Below are 16350 nucleotides of genomic sequence, written 5' to 3'. Positions count from 1 at the left end.
GGCAGGGTATCCCGCATCGGGACAATGCCGGCCTGCGGACGATGCTCGGGTACCCGCGAAAGCTGGTGACAGGCCTGAGCGGTTCGGTTAATCCGAACCGGCTGCGGCGAACCGTCGGTCGCGGCGCTCGCAACGATCATGACTGAAGGAAACGGCATGGCGGATTCGCCTGAAATCATCGGCTCGCTCGAGGACGTGTCGAAAGCCTATTCGGCAATCCTGTGCGATGTCTGGGGCGTGGTGCATAACGGCGAAAGGCACTTTCCGGCGGCCGCCTCGGCGCTGGCAAGGGCGAGAGAGGCAGAAATCCCTGTCGTCCTGATCACCAATTCACCGCGCCGCAATGTCGATGTCGTGGCGCAGATGAACGCGATCGGCGTCCCATCGTCAGCCTATGACCGCGTGGTCACTTCCGGCGATGTCACCCGCGACCTGATCGCCGACGGCCCACGCAAGATTTTCCATATTGGCGGCGATCGCGATTTCACGCTCTATGATGGTCTCGATGTCGAGCTTGTCGAGGAGTTCGAGGCATCTGGCGTCGTCTGCACCGGATTGTTCGATGACGAGGTCGAGAAGCCCGAGGATTACACGGAGCTTCTGCGGCGGCTGCGCGCCAGGAACCTGCCGTTCATCTGCGCAAATCCCGATATCATGGTCGAGCGCGGCGAGCGCATCATCTGGTGCGCCGGCGCCCTGGCACGCGACTATGCCCAGCTCGGTGGCCGCACGCTGATCGCCGGGAAACCTTACGCACCGGTCTATGAGGTCGCGATGAAGGAGGTGGCGGACATTGTGGGCCGGCCGGTCGAGCGTTCGCGGGTGCTGGCCATCGGTGACGGCATGATGACCGACGTGAAGGGTGCGGTCGACAACGGTTTTGACGTTCTTTATGTCTCTGGTGGCATCCACGCGCGCGACTATGGCGATGCATCGCAACCGGATCCGGCAAGGTTGGTGACCTTCCTGGAGAAGCATGGCTATCGTCCGGTGGCCGTCATTCCGAAACTGCGGTAGGTGACAATGGCAGCCTTCCAGCACATTCTGGCAACGGCGCCGCTACCCGCCGAATTGCGTGGCGGCGTGGTGGCGATCGGCAATTTCGACGGCGTCCATCGCGGCCATCAGGCGGTGCTTCAGCAGGCATTGGCCGAGGCCAGGCGGCGCGGGGTGCCGGCCCTGGTGCTGACTTTCGAACCGCACCCGCGAAAGATCTTCAGGCCGGACATGCCGTTGTTCGTGCTGACTCCGCCGCCGATGAAGGCCCGGCTCCTGTCGCTGCTGGGTTTTGCCGCGCTGGTCGAACAGCCGTTCACGCGCGACTTCGCCTCGCTGTCGGCGGAAGCGTTCGTGACCGATGTGCTGGAGAGGAACCTTGGCATCACCCATGCGGTGACCGGTTTTGATTTTCATTTCGGCAAGGACCGTCAAGGCGGCCCTGCCTACCTCATGGCGGCCGGCGGGCGCCATGGCTTCGGCGTCACGCTCGTCGACGCCTTTCGTGACGAGGGCGCCGAGGTGGTCTCGTCGAGCCGCATCCGCGGGTTGCTCAGCGACGGCGAGGTGACCGAGGCCGCCGCCCTGCTCGGCTATCGTTTCACTGTCGAAAGCGAGGTGGTGGGCGGCCAGCAGCTCGGCCGCACCCTTGGCTTTCCAACCGCGAACATGAGACTTTCTCCGGAAGCCGCGCTGAAGGAGGGCATCTATGCCGTCCGCTTTCGTCGCGCCGACGGCACGCTTCATGACGGCGTCGCCAGCTTCGGCCGTCGTCCGACCGTCGATGACAACGGCGCGCCGCTTCTGGAAACCTTCGTCTTCGATTTCTCCGGCGATCTCTATGGCGAAATCTGCCAGGTTTCCTTCTTTGGTTTCCTGCGCAGCGAGATCAAGTTCGACGGTCTCGATGCGCTGGTTGCGCAGATGAAGCGCGACGAAGCCGAGGCGAGGGCGCTGCTTGCCGGCGTCAGGCCGCTTTCGGACCTGGATCGCGCCATCGCCTCCTGAGGGCCGAAAAGCCGCGGACTGTGAACCAGTTCATCGAAGGCGGCCGGCAGAAAGCCCAACATTCATCGATGAAAATCGACATGTTCGTCTGGAGCGTTGTGCTCGTTTGCGCCGGACTGTTTATCCTTTGCGATGGTCTGAGCGCGCACTGGGGCAAGACCGGCAGCGGCCGCAGCCTGGCATATGTCATGCTGCTGTCGCCGATCTCCTACGGGGCATTTGCAATTATCAACACACGGTTGAACCTCGCCGTGACAGGAGCGCTGGTCAACACCATCGTCGTGGCCGGCGCCATGCTGGTTGGCGCCATTGTCTTCAAGGAAGAGGTGTCCTCGCTGCAGTATGTCGGGATCGGACTGGCGCTGATTGCGGTGACGCTGTTGAATCTTTCGTAAGCCTGTCGGCGGGGGCTACCTCTTCAGCGCCAGGCCGAGGGCGATGAAGCTCCAGCCCTGGAAGATCAGGTCGATCGCCAGAAAGAGCCCGAGAACCCACAGGCTGTTGACCGGCCAACCCATGGCGATGATCAGGCCCGCAAGCGCGCTGATGATACCAGCCGCGACAATCCAGCCCCAGCCGGGTTCTGGCCGGTGACTGTAGCCGACCCAGACCCTGAGCACGCCTGACGCGACCAGCGCGACCGCCAGCAGGAAGGTCAGCACTGTCGAAGCGAGAACCGGATTGTCGAAAGCGAAGAAGCCGGCAACTGCGTAGAGCAGGCCGCTGAGCAGCCAGTAGAAGAAGCGACCCCAGGTCTTGACGCCGAACGCATGCACGATCTCGATGACGCCGGCCATCAGCATCAGCCAGCCCACGACATAGACCGAAGCCACGGTGGCGATGAACAGATTGCCGAAGGCAATGCCGCCGAAGATGAGCAGCAGCACGCCGAGCGCCACGAACCACCCCCATTTCGCCCGTGTCTGACTGATTGCAGTTTTCAAGGCGTCGCCATGCAGGGTCATTGTCGCGGTCTCCTCAAGGGCTGCGGGGTACTACCAAGGGAAGGTTAGTCCCGGCGTTGGGGAACGTCCAGTCGACGACCGACAGCCGGATCGCGGCGAACCGCGACCGGATGCCTGCGCTTTAAATCAAATTTTACCAAACGGCGGCCAAAAGCTGTCATCGGTAACCGTGTGCGTTGTGTTAGTGGAGTGGCCATGAGTCCGGTCGGAAAAATCTCTGTGCTGTTGGCCGTTGCGGTGCTGAGTGGGACAGGCGCAGCCAACGCGGGCGAGGGCAGCTGGCTGTCCGGCGACTGGTATCTGACTGTTGGCGCCACGGGCATGGTGGCGCCGAATTTCGAGGGCGGCAAGAAGTACCTGCTCAGCACCTCGCCGATCATCTCGCTGGGCAAGGCCGGTCCCGCGGCCCGTTTCACCTCGCGCAACGACAATATCTCGCTGGCGCTGGTCGACGATGGCGGCGTCCGCGCCGGTCTGAGCGGCAAATTCCTGTTCTCCCGTGACGATGGCGATGCCGACGAACTGAAGGGCCTCGATCCGGTGCGCTGGGGCGGCGAAGTGGGCGGCTTCTTTGAATTTTATCCGACGGATTGGCTGCGCGCGCGTGCCGAACTGCGCCATGGCATTCGTGCTCACAACGGCTTTGTCGCCGATATCGCCGCCGACGCGTTCTACGATGTGACGCCAACTGTCAGGATTTCGGGCGGACCACGCGTTTCTTTCGCCTCGGCCAACTATTTCGACGCCTATTACGGTGTCGATGCTCAGGAGGCCGTCGCCTCCGGCCTCAGCGAATATCACCCGGGTGGCGGCCTGAAATCGACCGGCCTCGGCGGCGCCATAACCTGGAAGGTGACCGAGCCGATGACCGCCAGCCTGTTTGGCGAATATTCGCGCCTGATGGGGCCGGCGGCCGATTCCAGTCTGGTCAAGGAACGCGGTGACCGCAATCAGTTCATGATCGGCGTGTCCACCACCTACCGCTTCGACTTCACGATGTAAGTGAATCGAACGAGAGACGCTTTATTCCTGCGCCCATCTCCGCTAAAAGCCCACCAATGACGAGCTTTTCGCGTCCCGTCGCCATTGCGATACGAATTACCGGCCCGGTGTTTCGGGCGGCCTGAGCGCCGCTGGAACCGCCGGGAATCTTGCGCGCGACCCTCGCGCTTTTCCAGATCATCAACGCATATCGCCCAACAGTGGCTCCGTTTTGGGAAAACGATATGTGTCAAAGCGAAGACTTCAACGCCGCGGGCCGTCTGGCCGGGCACGTACATGGCAGACCAATGACCGACGAAACGCCCAACAATTCAACGATCGATTATTCCAAGACGCTTTATCTCCCGCTGACGGATTTCCCGATGCGCGCCGGCTTGCCCGAGAAGGAGCCGCTGCTGGTCAAGCGCTGGCAGGACATGGACCTTTACCGCAAGCTGCGCGAGAGCGCGGCCGGCCGTACGAAATACGTGCTGCATGACGGCCCGCCCTATGCCAATGGCAACATCCATATCGGCCATGCGCTGAACAAGATCCTCAAGGACGTCATCATCCGCTCGTTCCAGATGCGCGGCTACGACTCGAACTATGTGCCTGGCTGGGACTGCCATGGCCTGCCGATCGAATGGAAGATCGAGGAGCAGTACCGCGCCAAGGGCAAGAACAAGGACGAGGTGCCGGTCAACGAATTCCGCAAGGAATGCCGCGAATTCGCCGCGCACTGGATCTCCGTGCAGGGCGGCGAGTTCCAGCGGCTCGGCGTCATCGGTGACTTCAAGAATCCCTATACGACGATGGCTTTCCACGCCGAGGCGCGCATCGCCGGCGAATTGCTGAAGTTCGCCATGTCGGGCCAGCTCTATCGCGGCTCCAAGCCGGTGATGTGGAGCGTGGTCGAGCGCACCGCGCTGGCCGAGGCCGAGGTCGAGTATCAGGATTATGAGTCCGACACGATCTGGGTGAAGTTTCCGGTCGTCAGCCTTGCTCGACAGGTCGCCAATGCCGAAGAGCCGGCAAAGCTGACCGAGACGTCGCTGGACCTGCTGGAAGCCCATGTCGTCATCTGGACGACAACGCCCTGGACCATCCCCGGCAACCGCGCTGTCAACTATTCGCCGCGCATCGGCTATGGTCTTTACGAGGTCATGGCGGCCGAGAACGCTTTCGGACCGCAGCCGGGCGAGAAGCTGATCTTTGCCGATGCTCTGGCGGAAGACTCCGCGGCCAAGGCCAAGGTCACCTTGAATCGCCTTCACAGCGTTTCGGCGGAACAGCTTGGAAGCCTTACGCTTTCGCATCCGTTCAAAGGCTTTGGCGGCGGCTACGAATTTCCGGTGCCAATGCTTGCCGGCGATCATGTCACCGACGATGCCGGCACCGGCTTCGTCCATACCGCGCCCGGCCACGGCCGCGAGGACTTCGACGCCTGGATGGACGCGGCCGCGGATCTGCGCGCGCGCGGCATCGATGCCGCCATCCCCTTCACGGTCGACGACGCCGGCTTCTTCACCAAGGATGCGCCGGGCGTCGGTCCGGATCGTGAGGGTGGGGCCGCGCGCGTCATCGACGACAACGGTAAGAAGGGCAACGCCAACCAGGCCGTCATCGATGAGCTGATCAAGCGCAACGCGCTGTTCGCGCGCGGTCGCCTGAAGCACTCCTATCCGCATTCCTGGCGCTCGAAGAAGCCGATCATCTTTCGCAACACGCCGCAGTGGTTCGTCTATATGGACAAGGACCTCGGTGACGGCACCACGCTGCGCAGCCGCGCGCTGAAGGCCATCGACGATACCCGGTTCGTGCCGGCGGCGGGCCAGAACCGCATCCGCGCCATGATCGAGGAACGCCCCGACTGGGTGCTCTCGCGCCAGCGCGCCTGGGGCGTGCCGATCGCCGTGTTCGCCGATGCCGACGGCAATGTGCTGAAGGATGAGGCGGTCAACCAGCGCATCATGGACGCCTTCGAACAGGAGGGCGCCGACGCCTGGTTCGCCGCCGGCGCCAAGGAGCGGTTCCTTGGCAATCATGATGCTTCGAAATGGAAGCAGGTGATGGACATCCTCGATGTCTGGTTCGATTCGGGCTCGACACACGCCTTCACGCTGGAGGATCGTCCGGATCTCAAATGGCCGGCCGACGTCTATCTCGAAGGCTCCGACCAGCATCGCGGCTGGTTCCATTCCTCGCTGCTGGAAAGCTGCGGCACCAGGGGCAGGGCGCCTTACGAAACCGTCGTCACCCATGGCTTCACCATGGACGAAGACGGCCGCAAGATGTCGAAGTCGCTCGGCAACACCGTCGTGCCGCAGGATGTCATCAAGCAGTCCGGCGCCGATATCCTGCGCCTGTGGGTGGTGACGACCGACTACTGGGAAGACCAGCGGCTCGGCAAGAACGTGTTGCAGACCAACATCGATGCCTACCGCAAACTGCGCAACACCATCCGCTGGATGCTGGGCACGCTTGCCCATGACGATGGCGAAGAGGTGCCGCTGGAAAAAATGCCGGAGCTGGAGCGGCTGATGCTGCACCGGCTGGCCGAGCTGGATGAGGTCGTGCGCTCGGGCTACGACGCCTTCGAGTTCAAGCGCGTCACCCGCGCATTGCTCGATTTCATGGTGGTCGAGCTGTCGGCCTTCTATTTTGACATCCGCAAGGACGCGCTCTACTGCGACGGGCCGTCGAGCGTGAAACGCAAGGCCTCGGTTCAGGTGGTGCGCCATCTCTTCGACTGCTTGGTGAAATGGCTGGCGCCAATGCTGCCCTTCACCATGGAAGAGGCTTGGCTCGACCGTCATCCTGACGCCGTCTCGGTGCATCTCGACCAGTTCCCGCAGGTCCCGGCGGACTGGAAGAACGAGGCGCTGGCGGAAAAATGGCGCAAGGTGCGGCAGGTGCGCCGTGTCGTCACCGGCGCGTTGGAGATCGCGCGCGCCCAGAAGGTGATCGGTTCGTCGCTGGAAGCAGTGCCGGTCGTCACCATCAACGATGCGGCGCTCGAAGCGGCGATATCGGACGTCGACATGGCCGAGATGGCGATCACCAGCGATCTGGTCATCGCTCACGGCAACGCACCGGCGGGCGCCTTCACCCTGGACGATGTCAAGGGCGTCGCCGTGGTGGTCGAGAAGGCCGAGGACCGTGGCCTGGTGAAATGCGCGCGGTCATGGCGCTACACCGCCGATGTAGGGCAGGACGCTGCATTTCCCGACGTTTCGGCGCGCGATGCGGCGGTGCTGCATGAGTTGAAGGCATTGGGTCGGCTTTGATCGGCCGCCGGAAGCCTCTATCGGTGCACAATTGCCACGCCGGGCGGGTGAAAACCGCCCGCGCGTTGCCCTTAACGAGCGGTTGAGGTAAACACGCGAAACTCCGGAAGACAAATTGTCGCCGGATTTCCGTCGCAAGTGCTTGGACGATGGGGACCGGACATTGGGCCGGTGGCAATCGAGAGGCTGTCTAGAGTGGGACTTTTTGGCATGACCGAGAGATACAACGCGCGCCTCGCGCTGCTGGCGCCGCTTGTCGCATCGGGCCTCGCTCTGTCCGGCTGTGTCGGCTCTCCGACCTACGGGACCGACAAGACCGCAGGCGAACAGCTGGCCGGGGATATTTCCGGCGCCTTTTCGTTCGCGCCGAAGCGCAAGGAACAGATCGACTACAAGCCGCGTCCGACGCTGGTGAAGCCTGCGCCAGGGCAGAAGGGAGCGCTGCCGGTGCCGCAGGACAGCATCGAGACGGCGAGCGCCGAATGGCCCGAATCGCCCGAGCAGCGCCGCGCCCGCTTGCGCGCCGACGCCACCGCCCATCAGAATGATCCGGCCTATCAGTCGGAGATCGTCGACGATGTGCAGACCGATCCGGAATCGATCAAGAGGGCGATGGCGGATTCGGGATCGAGCCATCCGCCACGCTGGACGCCGGCTGATTCCGACAAGGGCCGCGCCGCCGAGATCCAGCGCCGCCTTGCCGAAAGCAAGCAGGGCGACCCGAACACCCGCAAATATCTGAGCGAGCCGCCGGTGCAGTATCGCGTCGCCGCTGACACCGCGCCGAAAGATCAGCTCGGCGAAGACGAATACAAGAAGGAACGCCGCCTGAAGAAACTGGCGGAAGGCAAGAAGGGCAGCGGCTGGTTCGACTGGCTGCCGTCCCTGTAATAACTGGCGACGTTGATTGCATTTGCTGGCGGGTATTGCGCCCGGTTCAGTCGCGACGTTCGCGGAAAAATCCCTTCAGCAGCACGGCTGCATCGGTCTCGCCCATGCCCGGATAGATGTCCGGCACGTGATGGCAGGTCGGCGAGGCGAAGAAACGCACACCGTTGACCACCGCGCCGCCCTTTTCGTCCGCGGCGCCGAAATAGAGCCGGCGCAGCCGGGCGAATGAAATGGCGCCGGCGCACATGGCGCAGGGTTCCAGCGTCACATAGAGATCATGCCCGGTCAGCCGCTCAGCCGACAGTTTGCGGCAGGCTTCGCGGATCGCCAGCATCTCGGCATGCGCCGTCGGGTCGGCAAGCTCGCGGGTGCGGTTGCCGGAACTGGCAACGACCGTGCCGCCGCTGGCGATGACGGCGCCGACCGGCACTTCGCCGCGCAAGGCGGCGGCTTCGGCCTCCTTCAGCGCCAGCGCCATGAAATCCGGCCGCTTCACGCGGTTTCCATTCCGATTATCTCCTCGCCACCCGGCGGCGATCCTGTTATTGAGCGCATCAACCCGAAAATCGGACTCGATTTTCGGAAATGATCATGCGCCAAATCAAAGTGCTACAGCGTTCGTTGCGCGCCCGAAAGGATGCGCCACGCTGTAGCAGCGCAAACGGATAAAGGCCACATGGACGACAACGACAAGAAATCTCCGCGCCAAAAAGGCCCGGGCAAGAAACCCGCGGCTCCGCGAGGCGAGAGGGGCGGCAAGCCGTCTTCCGGCACGAAAAAGCCCTATGCGCCGCGCGGTAATCGGCCGATGGCGACCGAGGGCGAACGGCCCAAGCGCGACTTCAAGAGTGGCGACAAGCCATTCACCAAGGGACCGCGTGCCGAAGGCAAGCCCTATGAAAAACGCGAAGGCCCGCGCAAGCCTTACGCGCCGCGCGGCGACCGCCCGATGGCTGCCGAAGGCGAGCGGCCAAAGCGCGACTTCAAGAGCGGCGACAAGCCATTCACCAGGGGACCGCGTCCCGAAGGCAAGCCCTATGAGAAGCGCGAAGGCCCACGCAAGCCCTACGCGCCGCGCGGCGACCGCCCGATGGCTGCCGAAGGCGGGCGGCCAAAGCGCGATTTCCAGCCGCGCGAGGCCGGTGAAGGCGGACGCGCCGAGAGGCCGTTCCACAAGGGCCCACGCCCCGAAGGCAAGCCCTTTGAAAAACGCGAGGGTCCACGCAAGCCTTACGCACCGCGCGGCGACCGTCCGGCTGCTGCGGCGGCGGGTGGCGAAAAGCGCTTCGACCGTCCCAAGCGCGATTTTGGCGATCGCGCGCAACGCGAAGGCGGCGATCGTCCGAAGCGCGATTTCGCTGAACGCCCCAAGCGCGACTTCGGTGGCGACAGACCCAAGCGTGATTTCGGCGATCGGCCGCAGGGGGCATCAGGCGTCGGCTTCAAGCCGCGTTCGCGTCCTCCTGAGGCAACGGAGGAAGCTGGCGAGCGCATCGCCAAGCGGTTGGCGCGCGCCGGCCTGGCCTCGCGCCGCGACGCTGAGGAGCTCATCGCCGCCGGCCGCGTCAAGGTCAATGGCCGCGCTCTGACTTCGCCGGCCTTCAACGTCATGCCAGGCGACATCATCCATCTCGATGGCATGGAGATCCCGCCGATCGAGCGCACGCGCCTGTTCCTGTTCCACAAGCCGGCCGGCGTCGTCACCACCAACCGTGATCCCGAGGGCCGCAAGACCGTCTTCGACGTGCTGCCGGCCGAATTGCCCAGGCTGATGACCATCGGCCGGCTCGACATCAACACCGAAGGCCTGCTGCTGCTCACCAATGATGGTGGCCTGTCGCGTGTGCTTGAACTGCCTGCCACCGGCTGGCTCAGGCGCTACCGCGTGCGCGTGCACGGCAAGGTCGAGGAAAGCGCGCTCGCCGGCCTGCGTGAAGGCATCGCCGTCGACGGTGTCTTCTACGGCGCCATCGAGGCGACGCTCGACCGCGCGCAAGGCTCCAATGCCTGGCTGACGATCGGCCTGCGCGAGGGCAAGAACCGTGAGGTCAAGAACATCCTTGGCTCGCTCGGCCTTGATGTGACGCGGCTGATCCGGATCTCCTACGGTCCGTTCCAGCTCGACGACCTCGCCGAGGGCCATGTGCTGGAGATCAAGGGCCGCGTGCTGCGCGACCAGCTTGGTGAACGCCTGGTCGAGGAATCCGGCGCCAATTTCGACGCCGAGATATCGAACCCGTTTTCCAACAAGCCGGTGCGGCGTACCGAAATCCGCGAGCCGGAACCGGAACGGCCGAAATTCACGCGCGATGGCGAGCGCCGGCCGATCGGCGAGGGCGGTTTGATCAAGAACCGCAAGCGCCGCGAGGGCAGCCGCGACGAAGCGCTGGGCAAGCTGTCGACAAGTCCCGACGCAACATCCCGGCCGGAAAAGAGCTTTGGCGAACGCGGTCCGAGACCCGAACGCGGCGGCTTTGGCGACAAACCCCGAGGCAATTTTGGTGACAAGCCGCGCGGTGGCTTCGGTGACAAGCCCCGTGGTGGCGGCAAGAAATCCGAGCGCGAACAGCGGCCCATCGAGCCGCCCGGCCAGCGCAAGGCCAATGTCTGGATGGCGCCGGGTGCGCGGCCGATCGGCAAGGGCAGGGCTGAGGCTGACGCCGCCAAGGCCGCGGACGCCAAGGCACGCAAGGCATCGTTCAAGCCGTCCTATGGCAAGCCCGGTGGCAAACCGGGCGGCGCCAAGCCGTTCGGCAAGCCGCGTGGCGAGCGCCCGGGCGGCAGCGAGCGGCCGCGTGGCGGCCCCAAGGGGCCCAGAACGAGATGAGGCCCGGACTGAAATGAGAATCGTCGGCGGTGAGTTTCGCGGGCGTCCGCTGGCGACGCCCCGCAGCAGCGCCATTCGCCCGACGACCGATCGCACCCGCGAGGCCGTCTTCAACGTGCTGGCGCATCGCTTCGCCGAGCAGTTGGACGGCGCGCGCGTGCTTGACCTGTTCGCCGGCACTGGTGCGCTTGGCCTCGAAGCGCTTTCGCGTGGTGCCTCATACGGCGTCTTCATCGAGGAATCCGCCGAAGGCCGTGGCCTGATCCGTGACAATGTCGAGGCCTTCGGCCTGACCGGCCGCACCAAGATATTCCGCCGCGATGCCACGGGCCTTGGCGAGGCGGGCACGCTTGCGCCGTTCGGCCTCGTCTTCGCCGACCCGCCCTACGGCAAGGGCCTTGGCGAGCGTGCCTTGCAGTCGGCGAAAGCCGGCGGCTGGCTTCGCCCCGGCGCGTTGTGCGTGGTCGAGGAGGCAGCAGCGGCTCCCTTCGAGCCCGGTCCCGGCTTTTCCGTGCTTGACGAGCGCAACTATGGCGAGACCGTCATCCGCTTCATCGATGCCGCCTGACCGCCTGCCTGCACGGCCAGCCTCGTTGCCGCCGCCTTTGCCTGAGACATGACGAACAATTCACTTGGCTTGTCGTACCGACCCTGCCTATCGTCTTGCCGAGGAACCGGAGCAATTGATGACATTTCAGGCTGAATGGCTGCGCACAACGCTGCTGGCGACGTCGCTGGCTTTCACCATGGCCGGCCCGGTGCTGGCCGGCAGCGCGCCGGCCGAATTCAAGGTCACGGATTTCCTGCTCGACAATGGCATGGAGGTCGTCGTCATCCCCGACCACCGCGCGCCGATCGTCACCCACATGGTGTGGTACAAGATCGGCAGCGCCGACGAGCCGCCGGGCAAATCCGGCATCGCCCATTTCTTCGAGCATCTGATGTTCAAGGCGACGACCCACCACGCGGCCGGCGAGTTCGACCGCGCCGTCTCCGACATCGGTGGCTCAAACAACGCCTTCACCTCTTACGACTACACCGCCTTCCACGAGACGGTGGCGCCCTCTGCGCTTGAGCTTATGATGGGCTTCGAGGCCGATCGCATGCGCAATCTCATCCTCACCGACGATGTCATCAAGACCGAGCGGGACGTCATCCTCGAGGAGCGCCGCTCGCGCATCGACAACAATCCCGAGGCGGTGCTGGACGAGGAAGTCGACGCCACATTGTGGCAGAACCAGCCTTATCGCGTTCCCGTCATCGGCTGGATGCAGGAGATGGAGCAGCTGAACCGCACCGACGCCACCGCCTTCTATGACAAATACTACCGGCCCAACAACGCCGTGCTGATCGTTGCCGGCGACGTCGAGCCGGACGCGGTCAGGGCGCTGGCCGAAAAGACCTATGGCAAGGTAGCCCGCGGCCCCGATTTGACGCCGCGCATCCGCCCGGTCGAACCGGAGCAGAACACCAAACGCACGGTCACGCTCTCCGACGCCCGCGTCAGCGTGCCGAGTTTTTCGACGCAGTGGGTGGTGCCGTCCTATCATTCGGGCAAGCCGGGCGAGGCCGAAGCGCTCGACCTGCTTGCGGAAATCCTCGGCGGTGGCAATCGCAGCCGGCTCTACCAGGCGCTCGTCGTCCAGCAAGGCATTGCGTCCGGCGCCGGCGCCTATTTCCAGGGCACCATGCTCGATGACACCAATTTCACCGTCTATGGCACGCCGCGCGGCGACGCCAGGCTCGCCGATGTCGAAGCGGCGGTCGACGTGGAGGTGGCGCGCATCGCCAGGGATGGCGTCACGCCGGCGGAGCTGGAAAAGGCCAAGGACCGCTATGTCCGCTCGATGATCTTTGCCCGCGACAAACAGGATTCCATGGCCAACATCTACGGCTCGACACTGGCCACCGGCGGCAACGTGCAGGATGTCCAGCAATGGCCAGACCGCATCCGCAAGGTCACCGCCGACGAGGTCAAGGCCGTTGCAGCGCGCTATCTGGTGCTTGACCGGTCGACGACCGGCTATCTGTTGCCGCAAGCCAAGGCGGAGAATTGATGATGATGAACCAGCCTCGCCGCGGCTTTCCTTCTCCCACAAGGGGGGAAGGAAAAGCGCGCGCCGCGTTCGCAACCCTCTTCCTCTCCATCATCTTCCTGATCCTGCCGGCGCTTGCCGCCCGGGCCATGGACATCCAGCAAGTCACCTCGCCAAAAGGCGTCACTGCCTGGCTGGTGGAGGACTATTCGGTGCCGATCGTCGCCATCCGCTTCGTCTTCGGCGGCGGCTCGACGCAGGATCCGCCAGGCAAGGAGGGGCTGGCCAATCTGATGACCGGCCTGTTCGACGAAGGCGCCGGCCCCCTCGACAGCGAAGCCTTCCAGATAAAGCTCGACGATGCCGGCGCCGAGATGAGCTTCGACGAGAGCCGCGACGGCATTTACGGCTCGATGCGCATGCTGGCCGAGCAGCGCGACGAAGCGTTCGATCTGTTGCGGCTGGCGGTCAACGAGCCACGCTTCGACCAGGCGCCGATCGACCGCATCCGCGCCCAGATCCTGTCCGGCATCATCGCCGGCGAGAACGACCCCGATACGGTGGCGCAGAACAAATGGGCGCGGGCACTCTACGGCGACCATCCCTATTCGCGGTCCGACCAGGGCACCAGGCGCAGCATCGCCGCCATCACGCCCGATGACCTGAAAGCCTTGCACAAGGCGGTTTTCGCGCGCGGTGGCTTGCGTGTCGCCGTGGTCGGAGCCATCGATCCCGAAACCCTCAAGAAGAAGCTGGACATGGTGTTTGGCGGCCTGCCGCAAAGCCAGTCGCTCGCCCCCGTGGCCGATATCGACCCGAAGCTGGCGCAGCATGTCGAGGTCGATTACAACCTGCCGCAGACCTCGTTGCAGCTCGCCTATCCCGGCGTGAAGCGCAAGGCGGCGGATTTCTTTCCCGCCGTGCTGATGAACGAGATCCTTGGTGGCGGCACCTTCACTTCGCGCCTGTTCCAGGAGGTGCGTGAGAAGCGCGGGCTGGCCTATAGCGTCAACTCCTCGCTGGTCAACCAGGACCACGCCAGCGCGCTGATCGTCAGCACCGGAACCCGATCGGACCGCGCGGCCGAGACGCTGGGGATCGTTCGCGACGTGGTCAGGCGACTGGCCGAGGAAGGCCCGACCGAGGCCGAATTGGCGGCCACCAAGAAATACATGATCGGCGCCTACGCCATCAACAATCTGGACTCCTCGAGCGCCATTGCCGCGACGCTGGTCGAATTGCAGCTCGACGACCTCGGCATCGACTACATGCAGCGCCGCGCCGCCTTCATCAACGCGGTGACGCTCGATCAGGTCAAGGCGGCGGCGAAGAAGCTGCTGTCCACCGAACCGACCATCATGGTCGTCGGGCCGAAGCTTGCCGAGGCCGGCAAGGGATGAGCCCGACTTTCGGCATCGCCTTCGGCGGCGGCGGCGCGCGCGGGCTGGCGCATATCCATGTCATCGAGGCGCTCGACGAACTGGGCATCAGGCCCGTGGCAATAGCCGGCTCGTCGATCGGCGCCATCATGGGCGCCGGCATGGCCTCTGGCATGACCGGAAGGGATATCCATGACTATGCCCGTTCGATCCTCGGCCGCCGCGCCGAAGTGGCGAGCCGCATGTGGCGGGCGCGGCCCGGCACGATCGCGGAAGCCATGCAGGGCGGCATTCGCGTCAGCCAGTTCAATGTCGAGCGCATCCTGAAGGCCTTTCTGCCCGAGGCCATTCCCGAGACCTTCGCCGAGCTCAAGATCCCGCTGAAAGTGACGGCGACGGACTATTTCGGCCACAAGCTGGCCGTCTTCGATGACGGCGAACTGCATTCGGCGCTGGCCGCTTCAGCGGCCATCCCCGCCGTGTTCCGCCCGGTGACGCGCGATGGAAGGCTGCTGATCGATGGCGGCATCTACAACCCCGTGCCCTTCGACCTCATCGAGAACGACGCCGACATCATCATCGCCGTCGACGTGGTTGGCGCGCCGGAGGAAGCCGATCGCAAGCAGCCGACCTCCGTCGACCTGATGTTCGGCGCCACGCAACTGATGATGCAATCGATCATCGCCAACAAGCTGAAGCAGGGCCGGCCCGATATCCTGGTCCGCCCGGCGGTGTCGAAATACCGCGTGCTCGATTTCATGAAGATCGACGCCCTGATGAACGAGACGGTGGCGATCAAGGACGAGCTGAAGCGGGAAATCCAGAAGGCGGTTGAGGCGCGGGGCGGGAAGGCCAAGCGCGTGGCTGGGTGATGCATCCGGGATGCGCCCGTCGGGCTCGACTTGGGCCTCGGGCAAAGCGGCCGTTCGAGGCATTGCAGGGCGCTCATTTTTGAGCAGACGCAGGCTTTTCCGGCTTGGCACTCATCGCGCGAAGCGACGTTTGATGCGATCGACCACTGCGCGTATGGGGGCGGAGGCGCGCCAGGTCGTGCTGGATATTATGGCGGCCAGATGAGTCTGCGCGTCTAGGCTCGTCTTTCGCATGCATTCAATCTCTTCGATCAGCTTTGAGTTCTCAGAATGCAGCCGCTCTGTTTCGGCCTGGATTTTTTGAGAATGCACCTCGGCAATATGAGACCATAGCTGCCGTTGCGATCGATCCAGGTAAGTCTCCCGGTCCAATGCGTGAGGTTGGAGTTGATCTCGGACCGCGGATGCCAGACTGCCGAGGCCAATGACGGCCACGGTGTCTGGAAGGAACACTGTTTCGTGCGTGATGCCGAGATGATCGAGAAGACGTTCCGCATTGACGATCGCGTCCGCGATCAGGTTGGCGTCGTGGAAGGAAACAATGCAGTCCGGTTTCATAAGTGGCAAGACACCGACGAAGTCCGAAAAACAGGCCCTGTTCGTGTGCTCGCCGTCGATCAGTGCAAGTGTGGCCTTGGAGTTGACCGCGTCGGCGCGCACATCGGAGACGTCGCTGTCGATCGTGGTAAGCTTGGTCATTGCCGCCGGGGGAAGCCAATCCGACAGCACGGAGATCATTCGGGCAGCTGAGTTTTCGGGATAATGAAAAACCTGTGAGCGTTCGTCAGGCTGCGCCGTGGGCCGCGGATCGACCGATATCGCAGCCTCGCAGGCCGGATCAATCAGGTGGGGGAACAGGCTGCCGCCGATATGCGAGCCAACCTCAAGATAAACATAGTGGCCTAACTCGCCGCGAGCGAAGTTCTGCACCCGCAGGAAACTGGTGCGGTCATTGAGGGTGCTCTCGGTCTTGACCTGGAAGACGGCGATGTCGAGCGTCTCGATCATGCCCATCGCTTGATCTGCGGTTGGCATTGGGGCGGCTCCCTGGGCAATTGGTTGCGACTTGCTTGCACGGCGCTCTGGACAGACCGTCGCGAATTAATGG

General features: G+C 64.0%; 15 protein-coding genes. 11 read left to right on the top strand and 4 right to left on the bottom strand.

The genetic code is table 11. The features are described 5' to 3' along the window. Positions 1-156: 156 nt before the first annotated feature. The 3 genes from OOJ09_RS29870 to OOJ09_RS29860 all read left to right on the top strand — a co-directional run bounded on the left by OOJ09_RS29870 (position 157) and on the right by OOJ09_RS29860 (position 2399). On the top strand, positions 157-1017 hold the full coding sequence (locus tag OOJ09_RS29870; protein WP_269908648.1) for a TIGR01459 family HAD-type hydrolase: 861 nt from the start codon (positions 157-159) through the stop codon (positions 1015-1017). Positions 1018-1023: 6 nt separating this feature from the next. After that, positions 1024-2004 (top strand): bifunctional riboflavin kinase/FAD synthetase, encoded by a 981-nt coding sequence (locus OOJ09_RS29865; protein WP_269908647.1) that lies wholly within the window; start codon positions 1024-1026, stop codon positions 2002-2004. 80 nt (positions 2005-2084) lie between these two features. Continuing rightward, positions 2085-2399, top strand: coding sequence for a hypothetical protein (locus OOJ09_RS29860; RefSeq protein WP_269908646.1), 315 nt, complete (start codon positions 2085-2087; stop codon positions 2397-2399). Positions 2400-2414: 15 nt separating this feature from the next. Here the strand turns inward: OOJ09_RS29860 and OOJ09_RS29855 are convergent, their stop codons facing one another. Then, complete coding sequence (locus OOJ09_RS29855; protein WP_269908645.1) at positions 2415-2969, bottom strand: HdeD family acid-resistance protein; 555 nt, start codon at positions 2967-2969, stop codon at positions 2415-2417. A 195-nt stretch (positions 2970-3164) separates the two neighbouring features. Between OOJ09_RS29855 and OOJ09_RS29850 the strand changes: the two genes are divergently transcribed. Then, positions 3165-3971: a MipA/OmpV family protein gene (locus tag OOJ09_RS29850; protein ID WP_269908644.1), complete on the top strand. Its 807-nt coding sequence runs from the start codon at positions 3165-3167 to the stop codon at positions 3969-3971. Here OOJ09_RS29850 and OOJ09_RS29845 read toward each other — a convergent pair. Then, positions 3961-4152 (bottom strand): hypothetical protein, encoded by a 192-nt coding sequence (locus tag OOJ09_RS29845; RefSeq protein WP_143019406.1) that lies wholly within the window; start codon positions 4150-4152, stop codon positions 3961-3963. The genes OOJ09_RS29850 and OOJ09_RS29845 overlap by 11 nt on opposite strands. A gap of 106 nt (positions 4153-4258) precedes the next feature. Between OOJ09_RS29845 and ileS the strand changes: the two genes are divergently transcribed. Both ileS and OOJ09_RS29835 read left to right on the top strand, forming a co-directional pair. After that, the gene (gene ileS, locus OOJ09_RS29840) at positions 4259-7237 is read left to right on the top strand and encodes an isoleucine--tRNA ligase (protein ID WP_269908643.1); all 2979 of its coding nucleotides are present in this window, start codon (positions 4259-4261) and stop codon (positions 7235-7237) included. 210 nt (positions 7238-7447) lie between these two features. Continuing rightward, positions 7448-8128: a hypothetical protein gene (locus tag OOJ09_RS29835; RefSeq protein WP_269908642.1), complete on the top strand. Its 681-nt coding sequence runs from the start codon at positions 7448-7450 to the stop codon at positions 8126-8128. 46 nt (positions 8129-8174) lie between these two features. On the opposite strand, the gene OOJ09_RS29830 is transcribed toward OOJ09_RS29835, so the two are convergent. Further along, entirely contained in the window at positions 8175-8624 is a 450-nt protein-coding gene (locus OOJ09_RS29830; protein WP_269908641.1) for a nucleoside deaminase, read from the bottom strand. A gap of 180 nt (positions 8625-8804) precedes the next feature. On the opposite strand from OOJ09_RS29830, the gene OOJ09_RS29825 reads away from it, so the two are divergent. The 5 genes from OOJ09_RS29825 to OOJ09_RS29805 all read left to right on the top strand — a co-directional run bounded on the left by OOJ09_RS29825 (position 8805) and on the right by OOJ09_RS29805 (position 15242). Beyond that, on the top strand, positions 8805-10955 hold the full coding sequence (locus tag OOJ09_RS29825; RefSeq protein ID WP_269908640.1) for a pseudouridine synthase: 2151 nt from the start codon (positions 8805-8807) through the stop codon (positions 10953-10955). Positions 10956-10968: 13 nt separating this feature from the next. Next, the gene (gene rsmD / locus OOJ09_RS29820; RefSeq protein ID WP_269908639.1) at positions 10969-11523 is read left to right on the top strand and encodes a 16S rRNA (guanine(966)-N(2))-methyltransferase RsmD; all 555 of its coding nucleotides are present in this window, start codon (positions 10969-10971) and stop codon (positions 11521-11523) included. Between the two features lie 118 nt (positions 11524-11641). After that, positions 11642-13012: a M16 family metallopeptidase gene (locus OOJ09_RS29815; RefSeq protein WP_269908638.1), complete on the top strand. Its 1371-nt coding sequence runs from the start codon at positions 11642-11644 to the stop codon at positions 13010-13012. A 2-nt stretch (positions 13013-13014) separates the two neighbouring features. Further along, complete coding sequence (locus OOJ09_RS29810) at positions 13015-14391, top strand: M16 family metallopeptidase (protein ID WP_269908637.1); 1377 nt, start codon at positions 13015-13017, stop codon at positions 14389-14391. Next, positions 14388-15242, top strand: a complete 855-nt coding sequence (locus OOJ09_RS29805; RefSeq protein ID WP_269908636.1) for a patatin-like phospholipase family protein — start codon at positions 14388-14390, stop codon at positions 15240-15242. Before OOJ09_RS29810 ends, OOJ09_RS29805 begins: the two co-directional genes overlap by 4 nt. Before the next feature lie 111 nt (positions 15243-15353). On the opposite strand, the gene OOJ09_RS29800 is transcribed toward OOJ09_RS29805, so the two are convergent. Then, entirely contained in the window at positions 15354-16277 is a 924-nt protein-coding gene (locus OOJ09_RS29800) for a class I SAM-dependent methyltransferase (RefSeq protein ID WP_269908635.1), read from the bottom strand. Between the last annotated feature and the right edge of the window lie 73 nt (positions 16278-16350).

This window comes from Mesorhizobium qingshengii (assembly GCF_027563465.1).
Lineage (GTDB): Bacteria > Pseudomonadota > Alphaproteobacteria > Rhizobiales > Rhizobiaceae > Mesorhizobium > Mesorhizobium qingshengii_A.
Note: the sequence above shows the minus strand (reverse complement) of the source record. Positions and strands in the feature narration are given on the sequence as shown.

Excerpts from the sequence above, each read along its gene's own strand:
- OOJ09_RS29860 (WP_269908646.1), top strand. The coding sequence starts at position 2,085 with ATGTTCGTCTGGAGCGTTGTGCTCGTTTGCGCCGGACTGTTTATCCTT.
- OOJ09_RS29815 (WP_269908638.1), top strand. The coding sequence starts at position 11,642 with ATGACATTTCAGGCTGAATGGCTGCGCACAACGCTGCTGGCGACGTCG.
- OOJ09_RS29805 (WP_269908636.1), top strand. The coding sequence starts at position 14,388 with ATGAGCCCGACTTTCGGCATCGCCTTCGGCGGCGGCGGCGCGCGCGGG.
- OOJ09_RS29850 (WP_269908644.1), top strand. The coding sequence starts at position 3,165 with ATGAGTCCGGTCGGAAAAATCTCTGTGCTGTTGGCCGTTGCGGTGCTG.
- OOJ09_RS29845 (WP_143019406.1), bottom strand. The coding sequence starts at position 4,152 with ATGATCTGGAAAAGCGCGAGGGTCGCGCGCAAGATTCCCGGCGGTTCC.
- OOJ09_RS29800 (WP_269908635.1), bottom strand. The coding sequence starts at position 16,277 with ATGCCAACCGCAGATCAAGCGATGGGCATGATCGAGACGCTCGACATC.
- OOJ09_RS29835 (WP_269908642.1), top strand. The coding sequence starts at position 7,448 with ATGACCGAGAGATACAACGCGCGCCTCGCGCTGCTGGCGCCGCTTGTC.
- OOJ09_RS29810 (WP_269908637.1), top strand. The coding sequence starts at position 13,015 with ATGATGAACCAGCCTCGCCGCGGCTTTCCTTCTCCCACAAGGGGGGAA.
- OOJ09_RS29825 (WP_269908640.1), top strand. The coding sequence starts at position 8,805 with ATGGACGACAACGACAAGAAATCTCCGCGCCAAAAAGGCCCGGGCAAG.
- OOJ09_RS29855 (WP_269908645.1), bottom strand. The coding sequence starts at position 2,969 with ATGACCCTGCATGGCGACGCCTTGAAAACTGCAATCAGTCAGACACGG.
- ileS (WP_269908643.1), top strand. The coding sequence starts at position 4,259 with ATGACCGACGAAACGCCCAACAATTCAACGATCGATTATTCCAAGACG.
- rsmD (WP_269908639.1), top strand. The coding sequence starts at position 10,969 with ATGAGAATCGTCGGCGGTGAGTTTCGCGGGCGTCCGCTGGCGACGCCC.
- OOJ09_RS29865 (WP_269908647.1), top strand. The coding sequence starts at position 1,024 with ATGGCAGCCTTCCAGCACATTCTGGCAACGGCGCCGCTACCCGCCGAA.
- OOJ09_RS29870 (WP_269908648.1), top strand. The coding sequence starts at position 157 with ATGGCGGATTCGCCTGAAATCATCGGCTCGCTCGAGGACGTGTCGAAA.